At 68.5% G+C, this 15,018-nt stretch carries 10 protein-coding genes; 5 read left to right on the top strand and 5 right to left on the bottom strand.

Going from position 1 to position 15,018, the window contains the following annotated elements; translation table 11 throughout:
• Positions 1-46: 46 nt before the first annotated feature.
• Both AB0O65_RS02405 and AB0O65_RS02400 read right to left on the bottom strand, forming a co-directional pair.
• Positions 47-760, bottom strand: coding sequence for a fructose 1,6-bisphosphatase (locus tag AB0O65_RS02405; RefSeq protein WP_363382748.1), 714 nt, complete (start codon positions 758-760; stop codon positions 47-49).
• A gap of 125 nt (positions 761-885) precedes the next feature.
• Positions 886-1,479, bottom strand: coding sequence for a hypothetical protein (locus AB0O65_RS02400; protein WP_363382745.1), 594 nt, complete (start codon positions 1,477-1,479; stop codon positions 886-888).
• Positions 1,480-1,647: 168 nt separating this feature from the next.
• On the opposite strand from AB0O65_RS02400, the gene AB0O65_RS02395 reads away from it, so the two are divergent.
• Positions 1,648-3,237, top strand: coding sequence for a response regulator transcription factor (locus AB0O65_RS02395; RefSeq protein WP_363382742.1), 1,590 nt, complete (start codon positions 1,648-1,650; stop codon positions 3,235-3,237).
• Between the two features lie 103 nt (positions 3,238-3,340).
• Here the strand turns inward: AB0O65_RS02395 and AB0O65_RS02390 are convergent, their stop codons facing one another.
• Positions 3,341-8,440, bottom strand: coding sequence for an isopeptide-forming domain-containing fimbrial protein (locus AB0O65_RS02390; protein ID WP_363382740.1), 5,100 nt, complete (start codon positions 8,438-8,440; stop codon positions 3,341-3,343).
• Between the two features lie 344 nt (positions 8,441-8,784).
• Between AB0O65_RS02390 and AB0O65_RS02385 the strand changes: the two genes are divergently transcribed.
• The gene (locus tag AB0O65_RS02385) at positions 8,785-9,951 is read left to right on the top strand and encodes a nucleotide sugar dehydrogenase (RefSeq protein WP_363382737.1); all 1,167 of its coding nucleotides are present in this window, start codon (positions 8,785-8,787) and stop codon (positions 9,949-9,951) included.
• A 477-nt stretch (positions 9,952-10,428) separates the two neighbouring features.
• Here the strand turns inward: AB0O65_RS02385 and coaA are convergent, their stop codons facing one another.
• Positions 10,429-11,382: a type I pantothenate kinase gene (gene coaA / locus AB0O65_RS02380; RefSeq protein ID WP_363383514.1), complete on the bottom strand. Its 954-nt coding sequence runs from the start codon at positions 11,380-11,382 to the stop codon at positions 10,429-10,431.
• Between the two features lie 62 nt (positions 11,383-11,444).
• On the opposite strand from coaA, the gene AB0O65_RS02375 reads away from it, so the two are divergent.
• Positions 11,445-12,131: a low molecular weight phosphatase family protein gene (locus tag AB0O65_RS02375; protein WP_363382735.1), complete on the top strand. Its 687-nt coding sequence runs from the start codon at positions 11,445-11,447 to the stop codon at positions 12,129-12,131.
• 36 nt (positions 12,132-12,167) lie between these two features.
• Entirely contained in the window at positions 12,168-12,656 is a 489-nt protein-coding gene (locus AB0O65_RS02370) for a VanZ family protein (protein WP_363382732.1), read from the top strand.
• 28 nt (positions 12,657-12,684) lie between these two features.
• Here the strand turns inward: AB0O65_RS02370 and AB0O65_RS02365 are convergent, their stop codons facing one another.
• Positions 12,685-13,431, bottom strand: coding sequence for a CPBP family intramembrane glutamic endopeptidase (locus AB0O65_RS02365; RefSeq protein WP_363382729.1), 747 nt, complete (start codon positions 13,429-13,431; stop codon positions 12,685-12,687).
• A 96-nt stretch (positions 13,432-13,527) separates the two neighbouring features.
• Here AB0O65_RS02365 and AB0O65_RS02360 point away from each other — a divergent pair, with 96 nt between their 5' ends.
• Positions 13,528-15,003, top strand: a complete 1,476-nt coding sequence (locus tag AB0O65_RS02360; protein WP_363382726.1) for a polysaccharide biosynthesis tyrosine autokinase — start codon at positions 13,528-13,530, stop codon at positions 15,001-15,003.
• Positions 15,004-15,018 lie beyond the last annotated feature (15 nt).

Below are 15,018 nucleotides of genomic sequence, written 5' to 3'. Positions count from 1 at the left end.
GCACCGGGTCTGCTCAAGATCGGCTCAAGAATCTGCTCTGCGGCGTTCAGTTCTCGATCGGGTGGATGCGGATGGGCAGCACCTGATACACCGTCTGCTGCTGGAAGCTGGCGTCGTCGTTGGCCGCGCCCTCGACTGCGATGGTCAGCGCGAACTGCAGCGTGATGCCCTGGGTGTCGGCGGGCAGCTGATTGATCGTCGTCTGGGGCACGAGCAGGCCGCCCTGGAAGCTGTTCAGCAGCAGGCCGCGCTCGGAGCGCAGCGTGTCGGTGGGCACCAGCGTGCGCGGGTCGGCGGTGAATTGGAAAGGAGACGAGGTCTGGTTGGACGCCTGCGCGGTCTGCGAGGTGATCGCGATCTGCGAGAGGTACACCCGGCGCTTCTGGGTGAGTACGGCCTTCTCGTCGACCCGGTGGTCGTAGACGTTGACGGCGAAGCCGAGACTCTTCTCACCGTCGGGATGCCATTCCATGGTGCGCTTGGGGTCGTACGCCCACACGTCGAGGCGCACCTCGAGCCCGTCGGCGACGTCGCTGGAGAGCGAGACCGACCCGTCGCGGGTGAACTGCGATTCGAAGCCGCTGCCGTCGTCGAGGTCGTTGTCGGCCGAGGCCTGCGGGGTGGGGCGCACGGCCTGAACCGTCTCCGCACCGTTCAGCGTGTCGATGAGCTGACTGCAGCCGGTGAGGCCCGAGATCGCGGCGACGGCGGCGATCGCCGCGGCGGCGCGCACGGTGCCGCGAGTCCGTCGATAGGTCATGAAACACCCTCCTGGGCAGCGCCGGAGTGCACGCCCGTCGGTACGCTATCGGCGTCGGATCGGCTTTTCCGGCGGCTTCGGATGCTGTTGCGCTGATCTTGCGCCGATCTTGAGCTTCGTGCCGGTCAGTCTTCGGAGGCGGGCTGAGCGATGGCCACCGTGAGGGTGTCGGTCGCGGTCTGCTTCGCGTACTCCTTCGACGTGGGAGTGGTCTGCACGAGGAAGTCGAAGGTCACCTGCACGGTGACCGAGGTGGCCTTGTCGTCGAGCGGGCCGACGTTGAAGGTCTGCGAGTAGCTGTAGGGCGCGAGCACGAGGTATCCGGGCGCCACGGTGGCGGCGTCGGTCTGCGGCTCCAGCGCGGCGAGCGTGGTCTCGCCTTCGCCGGCGATCGCGGTGAGGGTCGCCTTCTGCAGGTACACCTTCTGGCCGTCGTCGGGGGTGACGTTGGTCACCAGCGAGATGCTGATCGGCTTCACCGCTCCGGCTGTCCACTGGTCCATCGACAGGGTCGACCAGTAGTCGACTTTCGCCGTGACGGCACCCGCGACCAGTTCGCGCTGGGTGCTGCCGCTGGAAAGGTCGTTCGGCACCGGCGGGGCGACGGTGGCGGATGCCGACGGCGTCGCCTCGGGATCATCGACGGTCCAGGGTGCCGGACCGCATCCGGTCAGCGCGACAACGCCGATGACTGCCAGTGAGGCGATGACTCCCCGCATCCTGCTCCTGCGCATCTCTTCCCCTCGTCTGCCCTGAACAACTGTTCATCGACCCGCTGCTCGACAGATCACCCCTATCCTATGGCGCGCAATTGCGCGCCAGCACAGGGCTCGCACGGGCCGAACCACCTCCGATAGCGTGAAGGTGTGGTGAGAGGGGACCCGGGGATGACTGCGCAAGACAGACGAGGCCTTCCGGCCGAAGCACGCTCGACGACGCCTGATCTCGACGTCCGGTATCCGGGCATCCCGGACGCCGACGAGGCAAGCTGGGATGCCGATGCCCTCGCACCTGACGACGTCTCGGCTGCACTCCGCGAATTGCGCGACCGAGGGCCCCGAGAGCGCATCGCCGCATGCTTCGAAGAGCATTACATCGAGGTGTGGTTCTCGCTGCCGCCCGCCGAACTGAAGACGGTGCTCGATGCGGCACCCGATGTGCACCCGCAGACGCATCCGGTCTTCACGTACATCAGATCGCTCCTGCGGGGTGAGAGCGTGCCGCTGCTCGGTGACGCGTATGAGGGCGGGTTGAAGGCGTCCGACCCCGTGGTGCACACCACTCTGCTCGCGATGGCCGTGCTCGAGGCGCGCCTGCACGGCGAACTGCGCACCGCGATCGAGCTGTCGGATCAGATCGCACTGAAGGTGCCGGGCAACGCGCTGCTCGACGGCTCGCGCGGCAATGCCTCGTTCATGTTCACGCAGGCCGGCATCACTCGCATGCTGGCCGGTGATTTCGCCGCCGCGCTCGGCGCGTTCGAGCGCGTCAAGTGGACGAGCCCGCCGAGCGCGCTGCGATTCTTCGTGCGCGATGCACACGCGAAGGCAGCGCTGATCCACGCGCTGGTCGGCGACCCTGATCTGGCGCGGCGAGAGCTCGCTGAGGCCGAGAGCATCGCCCGCACCGCCAGCTGGGCCGAGCCGCTCGTCGACACCACGGTCCGGTTGGCTCAGGTCGCGCTCGACGGCGCGCACCGTCCGGAGGTGCTCGCCGAGCTCGCCGCGCTCCCGCGCCAGAGCATCGGCGAGATGTGGCCGTTCTTCGTGATGGCGCTCACCCCCGCCGTGTGTGCCGGCGCGCCCGGAGCGACGGAGCTGCTCGACGCGCTCGAGTCGTCGAATCTTCCCGGTGCGAGCAAGGGCGAGGGCCTGACCGGCAGCGTGTTCGCGCTGGTGCGCGCCGCACACGCGGCGCACGCAGGACACATCTCCGCCGCGCGGACCGCGCTTGCCGCCGCCGACCATGAGATGGTGCTGGTGTGTCTGGCGAATGCCGGTCTCGCTCTCGACAGCGGCTCGCCGGCACGGGCATGCGCACTCGCCGTGCAGACCGGCGAGGGCACCGTCGGTCTGCGCCAGCTGGAGCTGTGGCGGTTGTCCGTCCTGCTGCTCGTCCATCGTGCGAAGGGTGAAGACGCCGCCGCCGCCGCTGCGCGAGACCAGGCGCTGCGCCTCGCCGACAAGCTGGGGACGGTGACGACGACGGTGGTCGGCCATGCCGTGCGCACGCAAATCGATGCCCTGCTTCGCGGCGAGGAGGCAGTTATGACAGAGAGCGTCGCCCTTGTGCTGACGCCGCGCGAGCTCGAGGTGCTCGAGCATGTGGCCGCGGGGATCAGCCGCCGAGAAATCGCCGAGAAGCTCTTCGTCTCGGAGAACACGGTCAAGACGCAGGTGTCGAGCCTGTACCGCAAGCTCGACGCGAGCAGTCGGGCCGAGCTGCTGGCCCTAGCCCACACGCGCGGCCTCATCTGAGCTCGAGTCGGCCGGCCGGCCGTATGTGACCGCAGCCGCTCGGCCGCCGACAGCCGAATCGGCCCCGGTCTGCATTGCAGTCCGGGGCCGATTCAGGTTCGGGTCAGGCGTGGGTTTCGCGGCGACGCATCACCAGCAGCACTCCCCCGCCGAGCAGCAGCAGGATCGCGAGGCCGATGGCCCACGGCGTCAGCTCCATACCGGTGAGCGCGAGCGGCGTGAGCACGGGGTGCTCGGCGCCGCTCTCGGGCGGGCTGATGGTGTCTCCTCCGGGAGGCGTCGCTTCCGCCGCGGCCACGTTCTTCAGCGTCTTGCCCGCTGCCGAGTCGTGCACCGTCACTGCGTAGGTGATGCTGACGGTCTCGCCCAGGCCGAGTGCTCCTCGCCAGGTGAGCACGTTGCCCTCGACCACGGGAGCTGCCACGAGGCGATCGCCGACGACGGCTCTCACCTCGCCGCGCAGCGCAGCGTGGCGCAGCACATCCGACATGTCGTCGGTGATGACGACCTCGTCGAGGCCGGTCTCGCCGGTGTTCACCCCGGTGAGGGTGTACCGGACGGTGCTGCCGGTCGCGACCGCCGTGCCGGATGCCGGATCAGCGGTCTTCGCGAAGGTGAAGCCGGGCATGCCCACGGGGTGCTCGGTCACCGCCGGCGGCGGGGTGAGCTCAGCACCACCCGGCGGCACGGCCACACCGGTGACGGTGTTGCCGAGCGTCTTGCCGCCGGCGTCGCCGTGCACGGTCACCGAGTAGGTGATCGTCACCCGCTCGCCGATTCCGAGGGCTCCCTGCCAGGTGAGCGCGCCGTCGACGACCGTCGGAGCCGTGGCATCCGCGCCGTCGATGCGAGCGATCGCGTCGTCGTTGTAGGTGGCACCGACGAGAACTCCGCTGAGGTCGTCGGTCAGGGTCACCGGTTCGAGAACGGTCTCACCGGTGTTCACACCCGTTACCGTGTAGGTGATGACGCTGCCCGGGTCGACGCGCGTCCCGGTCGCGGGATCGGCGCTCTTCGCCACGGTGAATCCGGGCTCGTTGACCGGATGCACGGTGGTCGCCGGCGGCGTCTCGATCGGCGGAACCCCACCGGGCGGGGTCGCGGTGCCGGTCGCGGTGTTCTCGATCAGCTCACCTCCGGCATCCGCGTTCAGCGTGACCGAGTAGGTGATCGTGACGCTCTCTCCCACGGCGAGCGCGCCGCGCCAGGTGAGCGTGTCGCCGACGAGGTCGAGCGCGGTGCTCGCGCCACCGGAGATCGACGCCGAGGCGTCGCCGTTGTACCGAGCGTGCGTCAGCACGGCCGACAGGTCGTCGACGATCTCGACCGGGTCGAGCGCGGTCTCACCGGTGTTCACTCCGGTCACCGTGTAGGTGATGGTGCTGCCCGGGTCGACGCGGGCGCCGCTGGCGGGGTCGGCGCTCTTCGACACCGAGAAGCCGGGCACGTTCACCGGGGTGAGCGTGGTGCTGGGCGGCGGGGTGAGCTCGTTGCCGCCGGGCGGTGTGGCCGTGCCCGTGGCGGTGTTCTGCAGCACCTCGCCGATGGCATCCGCGCCGACGGTGACCGAGTAGACCACGGTGACGGTCTGCCCGGGTTTAAGCGCACCCGCCCAGGTCAGCTCGCCGCCGTCGAAGGCTGCTGCCGTGGCCGGGTCGCCGTCGATGGTCGCGACCGCGTCGTCGTTGTAGACGGCGGTTGCGAGCACCTTCGACAGGTCATCGGCGATCCGTACCGGGTTCAGCACCGTCTCGCCGGTGTTCACGCCGGTGAGGGTGTAGGTCAGCACCTGGCCGGGGTCGACCGCGGTGCCGGAGGCGGGGTCGACCGTCTTGGCGAAGGTGAATCCCGGCTCGTTGATCGGATGCTCCGTGACGACCGTCGGGGGCGTCAGCGGGGTGCCCGGGGTGACCGGGCTGTTCGGGTCGGACGGATCGGCGGGCAGCAGCGGGGTCGCTGTGCCATCGACCGCATTGCGGACGATCTCTCCGCCGGCAGCGCCATCCACGGTAACCGAGTAGGTGATGACCGCCTGTGCGCCGGGAGTGAGCGTGCCCGTCCAGGTGAGAGCGTCGCCGGCGACGGCGACCTTGCCGATCGACGCGGTGGCGTCGCCGTTGTACGCGGCGTGCGCCGTGACCTCGGAGAGGTCGTCGGTGAGGCGGGCCGGGTCGAGCACCGTGTCGCCCGTGTTGGTGGCGGTGACGGTGTAGGTGATGACACTTCCCGGGTCGATCCGCGTGCCCGAGGCCGGGTCGGCGGTCTTGATCACGGCGAAGCCGGGGTTCACGACGGGGTGCTCGGTGGTCGCCGGCGGCGGGCTGACCGGCTCACCGGGGGTGGTGGGGCTGTTCGGGTCGGTCGGATCCTCCGGGATCAGCGGCGTGCCCTCGCCGGTCACCGTGTTGCGCAGCAGCACGCCGGTGGCGTCGTCGTGCACGGTCACCGAGTAGGTGATGCTGACGCGCTGTCCGGGGGCGAGTGCGCCCGTCCAGTCGAGCACGCTGCCGCTCACAACCGCGGTGCCGAGCGTGGCGGCGACGTCGCCGTTGTAGTCGGCGCTGGCGAGCACTGTCGAGAGGTCGTCGGTGATCGACACCGGGTCGAGCACGGTGTTGCCGGTGTTCACCGCGGTCACGGTGTAGCGGATGCTGTCGCCGGCCTGCACGGCCGTGCCCGATGCCGGGTCGGCGGTCTTGGCGACGGTGAGCCCGGTGTCGACCACCGGATGCACGGTCTGCGCCGGCGGCGGGGTGATCGGCGTGCCCGGTGTGGTGGGGCTGTTCGGATCGGACGGGTCAGTGGGGATCCGCGGGGTGGCCGAGCCGGTCGCCGTGTTCTTCAGCAGGGCGCTGTCGACACCGCTGTTCACCGTGACGGTGTAGCGGATGCTGACCGATGCGCCCGGCGCGAGCGACCCGCTCCAGGTGAGGGTGTCTCCCGCCACCTCGACGTCGCCCGCGCTGGCGGTGACGTCGTCGTTGTAAGTGGCGTCGTCGAGCACCTTCGAGAGGTCATCGACGATCTCGGCCGGCTTGAGCACGGTGTCGCCCGTGTTCGTGCCCGTGATCGTGTAGGTGATGGTGTCGCCGGCTTCGACCGCGGTGCCGGGCGTCGGGTCGGCGCTCTTGCTGATCGTGAAGCCCGATCCGATCACCGGGTGCTCGGTGGTGACCGCCGGTGGTTCGATGGGGTCGCCGGTGAGCGGCGGTCCGTCGGGGTCCGCCGGGTCGGGCGTGGTCGGGGTGGCCGTTCCGGATGCCGAGTTGCGCAGCACCTTGCCGGAGGCGCCGTCGGCGACGGTCACCGAGTACGTGAAGGTGATGCTGCCGCCGACCGGCAGTGTGCCGTTCCAGGTCAGCGCGGTGCCGTCGATCGTCGCAGGCTCGTCCGAGACGAAGCGTCCGGAGGCGGCGATGTCGTCGTTGTAGGTGGCGTGCGCGAGAACCGCGCTGAGGTCGTCGGTGATGCGGACCGGGGTGAGTTCGGTCTGGCCGGTGTTGGTGGCGGTGACGGTGTAGCGGATGATCTGCCCGGGCTGCACGACGGAGCCGGATGCCGGGTCGGCGGTCTTGGTGAGTTCGAAGCCGGCGACCGGGTGCTCGGTGGTGACTGCCGGGGGCACGATCGGATCGAACGGCCCCGGCGGGGTGCCTGAGGCGGTGACGCGGTTCGCGATCGTCTGACCTTCGACGTCGTCATTCACGACCACCGAGTAGGTGATGGCGACGATCTGTCCGGGCTCGAGCGATCCCGTCCAGGCGAGCGTGTCGCCGGTGACGACGGCCTCGCCCGTGGTGACGGCCGTGCCGTCGATCGTGGTCATGACGTCGTTCTGATAGTCGGCGTTCGCGAGCACGCCCGCGAGGTCGTCGGTGACACGTACCGGGTCGAGCACGGTGTTGCCGGTGTTCTCGGCCTCGACGGTGTACGTGATCGTCTGGCCCGCGACGACACCGGTGCCGGATGCCGGGTCCGCACTCTTGCGCAGGGCGAGGTCGGGGGTGAGCTTGGCGTTGGCGTAGGTGCAGACGACGTCCGTACCGAGCGGACCGGACGGCTGGGTGACGGTGTTGCCGGTGACGGGGATTCGGACGGTGCCCTGGTCGCTCACCTGTTCACAGATCAGCGATGCGTCGTACCGGTCGAGACCGGTGGTGCCGACCGCGGATTCGGTGAGGGTGAAGGTGTCGCCCTGGTTGACGAAGACGGGGCCGGCGTAGTCGGGCTGCAGCCCGCTGGTGTTTCCGCGGGTGGCGGCCAGGGTGCGGGGCACCTGGTATCCGGCCGGGGAGTCGATGCGCAGGCCGAACTGGTCGGTGCCGGCCTGTCGCCCACCCGGCAGATCCTTCTTCAGGGTCAGCGTGTTCGGGAAGGTGCAGCTGGCCATATCGGTCGGTGCGAAGGGGATATTGGTGCGACTCACCTCGGCGCCGCGGGGCAGATCGACTTCGATGATGCGACCGCTGCTCGAGGTGAGCTGCACTGAGACGAAGATGCGGCCGAGATTACCGAAGGCGATGCCGTTGCCCTCGACGCCCTCGCCCATGTCGTGCACCTGCTTGGCGTCGATCGTCGACGTGCTCGAGGTGAGTGTGCGCGGGACGTCGGCGGAGTAGATGTACCGGTCGGCGACGAGCACCAGCTGCCCTGATGCGCTGAACGCCATGTCGCCGTTGCGGCCGAACGCCGTGCTGCCGGCAGAAGGGCGCAGCGTGCCGACCTGCACGACCGCCGCCGGCGTCACCTGCTCGTTCCAGGCGAACAGCTTGATCGCACCGTCGGCGGTGCTGCTGGCGAAGTAGTAGACCTGGGTGATGGGGTTGACCGCGCCGCGCAGCACAGCGGAGTCCAGGGTGAACGCGGTCGTCAGCGTCTTGTCCGCCACCGTGTCGTGCTTGGCCAGAACCTTGTTCGACGACGCGTTCGTGACGGTGTAGGCGTAGCGACCACCGGAAGAGATGCCCAGACCGTTGTCGGAGTGGCCGGTGCCGATGCCGGTGCCGCTGGTGTCGAGCTGCCCACCTCCGTTGGGGTTCACCCGGAACTCGCGCACCTGAGAGGTGCTCTGCACGTACACCGAACCCGCGTCGCAGGTGAAAGGTGCGGCTGCGGCGGCCGGAGAGGCGGCGACAGTGCCGGCGAAGATGAACGACGAGGCGACGAGGGCGGTGCTGGCCACTCCGCTGACGATCTTCTTCATCCGCGCGCGCCAGCGCCCGTGCGGTTTCAGTGAGCCGTCGTCCGGCTGGTGGTGTGCATAGGCAGCACGAGATCTCAAGATTGCCTCCCCTGGTGTCACGCCTCTGGGCGCGCTGAAAAGACCCAGAGCGCATGCGGCCGTGATGGCGTCGGGTGCTGACGCAGGGCGCTCGGGGTCATTGCCAGGGTGGACGATCACGCGCAGCGGATCGGGGCGCGGCGGAGGAAATCACCCCTCAAATCACCCTTCGGGTGATGCGCGTTCATCGAGCCGACCGACGCCGATGGGTTGCGGAACACTACCCGCGTAACTGTCGGTGCGTGACGCCCGATAATCTGAGCATCATGAAGATCGCCATCGCCGGGACCGGCTACGTGGGCCTGTCGAACGCTGTCATCCTCGCGCAGCACCATGATGTGGTCGCCGTCGATATCGATCCACGCAAGGTCGAGCTTCTCAACGACCGGATCTCGCCGATCATCGACGAGGAGCTGCAGGACTATCTCCGCACGCGGGAACTCAGCCTCACCGCGACGCTCGATGTGGATGACGCCTATCGTGACGCGGAGTTCGTCGTCGTGGCGACTCCGACCAACTACGACGAGGTCGCGAACTTCTTCGACACCTCGTCGGTTGAGTCGGTGGTCGACGTCGTGCTCGGCATCAATCCCCAGGCCGTCATCGTCATCAAGTCGACCGTTCCTGTCGGTTTCACGGCTGGCCTCGCGGCGCAGCATCCGGATGCGACGATCATCTTCTCCCCCGAGTTCCTGCGTGAGGGACGCGCTCTCTACGACAACCTGCACCCCTCCCGCATCGTCGTGGGCGACCGTGGTCCGGACGGGCAGCGGTTCGCCGATCTGCTGCTCGAGGGTGCCATCGACACCGACGTGCCCGTGCTTCTCACCGATCCGACCGAGGCCGAGGCGATCAAGCTGTTCGCCAACACCTATCTGGCACTGCGCGTCGCCTACTTCAACGAGCTCGACACTTATGCGGCTGTGCACGGGCTGAACTCGCGGCAGATCATCGACGGTGTCGGGCTCGATCCGCGCATCGGCACTCACTACAACAATCCCTCCTTCGGCTACGGCGGATACTGTCTGCCGAAAGACACCAAGCAGCTGCTGGCGAACTACTCCGAGGTGCCGCAGAACCTCATCGCGGCCATCGTCGACGCGAACAGGACCCGCAAGGATTTCGTCGCCGCCGACGTCCTCTCTCGCGGGCCGAAGACCGTGGGGATCTATCGCCTGGTCATGAAGTCCGGCTCAGACAACTTCCGGGAGTCGTCGATCCAGGGCATCATGAAGCGGATCAAGGCCAAGGGTGTGAACGTGATCATCCACGAGCCCGCGTTCGACGAAGACGAGTTCTTCCATTCGGAGGTCGTGCGCGACTTCGAGGACTTCAAGAGCCGATCCGATGTGATCATCGCGAATCGCGCGACGGATGCGCTCGAAGACGTCGCGCACAAGGTCTACACACGTGACCTCTTCGGACGGGACTGAGCATCACGGCGATCGTGTTCCGACGCAGACGTTAGCCAGTACGGCGACAGAGCGGTTTCTGCCGCAGCGTCTGACAAGGTTCCATTACGCGACGTAAGCCAGCCGGGCATCTGACGCCACTCGACATCGGCTGTCCTCGGACCGGGCGCGAAGCCTGTCGCGACGCGCTTATTCGGAGTTTTCCGGCGCTGCGGATTCCAGCATCAGCGCTCCTGGCCTCGGCCACGAACCCTGCGCCCGGTGGCACGTCGCATATCCGCAGATGCAGCGAAGCAAGGCCGTTCCTCAAGATCAGCGCAAGATCAGCGCGAGAAATCCCAAGCAGTCCCTCAGGGCGCTCGCGTCGACGTTCATCGGCGAATAGCGTCGCTCATGCGATACGGCCCTCTGGCGGGGCGATGATCCTGGGGCTGAGTCACCCGAGACTCAGATGATCAGCTGGGGGCCAGAGGGCCGTGCGCAGCCCCTGGCGCGGCGTCACACCTTACGTAGCTGCACGCTCTCGACGGCGTGCTCGGCGCCCTTGCGCAGCACCAGCGTGGCGCGGTGCTTGGTGGGCATCACGTTCTCGACGAGGTTGGGCATGTTGATCTCGTTCCAGAACCCGAGGGCCGTCGTGACGGCTTCGTCGTCGCTGAGGTGCGCGAACACGTTGAAGTACGACGACGGATTGCTGAACGCGCTCTGTCGCAGCGCGAGGAAGCGGTCGATGTACCAACGCTCGATGTGCGCGACGTCGGCGTCGACGAAGATCGAGAAGTCGAACAGGTCGCTCACCGCGACATCGTTGGGGGCGGGCGGCGGCTGCAGCACGTTGAGGCCTTCGACGATCACGACGTCAGGTCGCCGCACGACGACGTGCGCGTCGGGCACGATGTCGTAACGCATGTGCGAGTAGAACGGAGCCCGCACCTCGGCCGCGCCGCTCTTCACCTCGGTGAGGAACGAGAGGAGTGCGCGGCGGTCGTACGACTCGGGGAAGCCTTTGCGGTCCATCAGCCCGCGCCGCTCGAGCTCGGCGTTCGGGTAGAGGAAGCCGTCGGTCGTCACCAGCTCGACGCGTGGCGTGCCCGGCCAGCGGCTCATCAGCTCGCGTAACAGACGCGCGATGGTCGACTTGCCCACGGCGACCGACCCGGCCACTCCGACGACGAACGGTGTCGTCGTGTCGCTCTCCTGCAGGAATTCGCTGGTCGCCGCGCCGAGCCGACGGGTCGAGCTGGCGTACAGGCTGAGCAGACGACTCAGCGGCAGGTAGACCTCACGCACCTCGGTGATGTCGAGGCGATCGCCGATACCCCGGATGCCGACCACCTCGGTCTCGGTGAGCGGCTGATCGATTCCCGCGGCCAGACGCGCCCAATCGGCGCGGTCGATCTCGCGGTACGGAGACAGCGGCAGCGTCGGATCGATGGCGGTCACGCCGTACATCGTATCCGGGCGAGGCCACGTCGCCGACGGCATCGAAGGCGCAGCGTACTTATTCTTAAGGCATGCCCTCTTCCCCTCGCCCCGCCATGACTCGGCGCGAGTTGCGTCGCCGAGCCGATGCCGTGCGTCCCGCCGCAGGGCCAGCGGACCACGAGGGCATGGCACGGATCCTCATGGTCTGCACCGGCAACATCTGCCGCTCCCCCATGGCCGAAGCCCTGCTGCGAGCGCGTCTGCGCGACGTTCCGTTGCAGGTGCTGAGCGCAGGCACTCGCGGCCTGGTCGACAAGTCGATGACGCCAGAAGCGCAGCAGCTCGCGCTGGCGCACGGCGCCGGCGCGACAGATGTCGCGGCACATCGGGCTCGCTGGCTCACCGAGCCCGTCGCAGCAGACGCCGATCTCATCTTCGCGATGGCGCGTGAGCACCGCACGGTGGCGGTCGAGCTGGCGCCGTCGATGCTGCGCCGGACGTTCACCCTTCGTGAGTTCGCCCGGCTGATCGAGTCGGTCTCCGACGAGCAGATCCGGAAGGCTGCGGATGCTGCCGGTGACGCCCCGCGCGCCCGCCTCGACGCCCTGGCCGCGCTGGCGGCTCAGCAGCGCGGCGTGATGAATCCGGTCGCAGCGATCGACGACGATGTGATCGACCCGTACCGCCGCTCATCGGAGACGTACGAGAGGTCGGCAGCTCAGCTGGTGCCCGCGCTCGATGCGGTGGCGCGGGCGCTCCGCGTCGCGCTGGTCTGACAGCGACCTTCAGTCGCGATCGCTACCGTCATCACCATGAGCGCCCGCATCCCGACGACCGAGCCGCACGCCCGGCAGGCAAATGCGTGGGCGCCGCCGGTGCGACGGCGTCCGCCCGTTCTGCGGCTGATTCCCAATCTGCTCCTGGCTCCGTATGCGTTCAGTGTCTTCCTCATCACCCTGCTGCCGGCTTCGCAGGCCGGTAAGGTCACCGGTCTGGTCGACCTGCTCGCGCGCTGGATCAACGACCGGGCGCCGCAGGTGCAGGCGTACGCGCTGCTGGAGTTTCTCGCGAACATCGCCCTGTTCGTGCCGATCGGGCTCCTGTTGCGCTGGGGATGGCCGCGAGTGCCGTGGTGGTTGGTCACCGCATTCGGCTTGGCGATGACGGTGACGATCGAGTCGGTGCAGACCATGCTGCCGTCGCGCGTCCCCGCCGTTTCGGATGTCGTGGCGAACACGGCGGGTACCGCGCTGGGGGCGTTGTTCGTCGCGGCACTTGCCGCGATCTTCAGCCGCCGCTGACGCGAGCGGGCCGTCGGGCCGCGCTTGCTCAGCTGAGCAGCGTGCCGACGACAGTCAGTGCCACGCCGGTGCCGTTGTAGACGACGTGCACGAGCACGGCCGGCCACAGCCGCCCGGTGAACATCACGAGCGCACCGCAGGTCACTCCGAGCAGGGCGAGGGCGATCACGCCATCGGCCACGAGCGCGTCGACGAGCTGGTGGGTGATGAGGAAGAGAGCGGCGGATGCCACGATCGCGACGAGCGCACCGATGACCTGGCCGCTCTGGGTGAGACCGCCCATCCGGCGCACCACGGTGTAGATCGCGACCAGCAGCATTCCGCGGAAGAAGAACTCCTCCACGACAGGCGCGACGATGGCAGCCCCGACGAGGTCTTCCGCCCACCACAGCGGTGGCAGCGCTCCGTCGAGGGTGGGGTAAGAGGGGAAGCCGGGCGAGCCACCCACCCCCACGTGCGCCCAGCCCTGCACCAGGCGAAGCATCAGGCCGAGAACGACCCCGTAGAGCAGATCGATGGGGCGCAGGCGCAGCAGTCCGCGCGGTACTCCCCTCCGGAATGCGAGCACGACGGGCACCACAAGCACGACCCAGAACACGACGGTGCCGATGATCCCGCCGATCACCTGTCCCAGCAGCAGGCCTGCGCCCAGGGCGAGCAGGCCCCAGCCGAGCACCTCGGCGTTCCAGCGGCGCACCGACGATCCGCCCAGCCACCAGGGGCGTCGGCGGTGCGTGCGCGACTCGTCGCGGCGGGAGGCAGGGGCTGCAGGCATCACTCTCGACCCTATCGGTGAGTGCGGCGCCGGATGCGGCCCACGCACGCCCCTGTGCGACAATGAACCCGCGTAACCGACCAGACGAGAGGCGCCATGGAGCTCAGCGATTACATCCGCATTCTGCGTAAGAACTGGCTGGTGATCGTGGCGACGACCCTGATCGGGCTGACGGCGGCCGCGGGATTCTCGCTGACCCGCACGCCGATGTACGAGGCGCAGGCGGTCGTTTTCGTTCAGTCGCAGACCGGCACCACCGTGGGCGAACTACAGCAGGGATCGACCTTCGCGCAGGCGCGCATCACCACCTACGTAAGCCTGGTGCGTGAGCCTGTGGTGATGAACCCGGTGATCACCGAGCTGGGTCTCGACACGTCGGCCGAGCAGCTGGCCGAGTCGGTCACGTCGACCAACCCGCTGAACAGCACGCTCATCGAAATCACCGTCGAGAACGCCGACCCGGTGCGCGGGGCCGAGATCGCCAACGCGCTGGGCGCGAGCCTGGCTGCGGCTGTGGAGCGGATTGACACGCCGGTGGGGCAGGACGTCAGCCCGATCAAGCTCACCCGTGTGCGCGATGCGCTGCCCCCGCAGGCGCCGTCCAGCCCGAACGTGCCGTTGAACCTCGCGCTGGGTGTACTCGTCGGCCTCGCCCTCGGCGTCGGCATCGCCGTGCTGCGCGCAGTGCTCGACAACAAGGTGCGCTCGGCCCGCGACGTCGAGGCCCTCACCGATCGCCCGCTGATCGGCGCCATCCCGCACGACCCGAAGGCCAAGGCGCGCCCGCTGATCCTGCACGCCGACCCACAGAACCCGCGCTCTGAGGCGTTCCGGTCGCTGCGCACCAATCTGCAGTTCCTCGAGATGGACGGCGGGCACACGTTCGTCATCACCTCGAGCATCCCGTCGGAAGGCAAGTCGACCACCGCGATCAACCTCGCACTCGCGCTGGCCGACAGCGGCAAGCGCGTAGCACTGGTCGACACCGATCTGCGCAAGCCGAAGGTCGCCGAGTACCTCGGTATCGAGGGGGGCGTCGGCCTCACCGATGTGCTCATCGGGCGCACCCGGCTGGGCGATGCCGTGCAGCAGTGGGGCGACCGGTCGCTGTTCGCGCTGCCGGCGGGCAAGATTCCGCCGAACCCGAGCGAGCTGCTCGGCTCTGACCGCATGAAGTCGCTGCTCGCCGCGCTCGGCGACGAGTTCGACGTGGTGCTGTGCGATGCACCCCCGCTGCTGCCGGTGACGGATGCCGCGGTGCTCTCGCGCGCCACCTCGGGGGCGATCATGGTGGTCGCCGTGGGTCGCACCACGACGCAGCAGCTCGAGGGTGCGCTCGACGCGCTCGAAACGGTCGGCTCGAAAGTCGCCGGCGTGGTGATGACGATGGTGCCGACCAAGGGTGCGGATGCCTACGCGTATGGCTACGGCTACGGCGGGTACGGCACCTACCACAGCGATGTCGCGCAGAAGCCGGCGAAGCCCGCGCGCGCACCGAAGTCTCGTGCGGTGCGCCGCTCGACGGCGCCGGCTGAGGCGACGTCGTTCGATGACCTGCTCGACCCGCGCTGAGCCGTGGCGCGCCGA

This window comes from Microbacterium sp. NPDC077391 (genome assembly GCF_040686955.1).
Lineage (GTDB): Bacteria > Actinomycetota > Actinomycetes > Actinomycetales > Microbacteriaceae > Microbacterium > Microbacterium commune.
This window is presented reverse-complemented; position numbering and strand designations above follow the sequence as displayed.

Bases quoted from the DNA above. Each gene is read 5' to 3' on its own strand.
- AB0O65_RS02405 (WP_363382748.1), bottom strand. From the start codon at position 760: ATGACCTATCGACGGACTCGCGGCACCGTGCGCGCCGCCGCGGCGATC.
- AB0O65_RS02400 (WP_363382745.1), bottom strand. From the start codon at position 1,479: ATGCGGGGAGTCATCGCCTCACTGGCAGTCATCGGCGTTGTCGCGCTG.
- AB0O65_RS02395 (WP_363382742.1), top strand. From the start codon at position 1,648: ATGACTGCGCAAGACAGACGAGGCCTTCCGGCCGAAGCACGCTCGACG.
- AB0O65_RS02390 (WP_363382740.1), bottom strand. From the start codon at position 8,440: ATGAAGAAGATCGTCAGCGGAGTGGCCAGCACCGCCCTCGTCGCCTCG.
- AB0O65_RS02385 (WP_363382737.1), top strand. From the start codon at position 8,785: ATGAAGATCGCCATCGCCGGGACCGGCTACGTGGGCCTGTCGAACGCT.
- coaA (WP_363383514.1), bottom strand. From the start codon at position 11,382: ATGTACGGCGTGACCGCCATCGATCCGACGCTGCCGCTGTCTCCGTAC.
- AB0O65_RS02375 (WP_363382735.1), top strand. From the start codon at position 11,445: ATGCCCTCTTCCCCTCGCCCCGCCATGACTCGGCGCGAGTTGCGTCGC.
- AB0O65_RS02370 (WP_363382732.1), top strand. From the start codon at position 12,168: ATGAGCGCCCGCATCCCGACGACCGAGCCGCACGCCCGGCAGGCAAAT.
- AB0O65_RS02365 (WP_363382729.1), bottom strand. From the start codon at position 13,431: ATGCCTGCAGCCCCTGCCTCCCGCCGCGACGAGTCGCGCACGCACCGC.
- AB0O65_RS02360 (WP_363382726.1), top strand. From the start codon at position 13,528: ATGGAGCTCAGCGATTACATCCGCATTCTGCGTAAGAACTGGCTGGTG.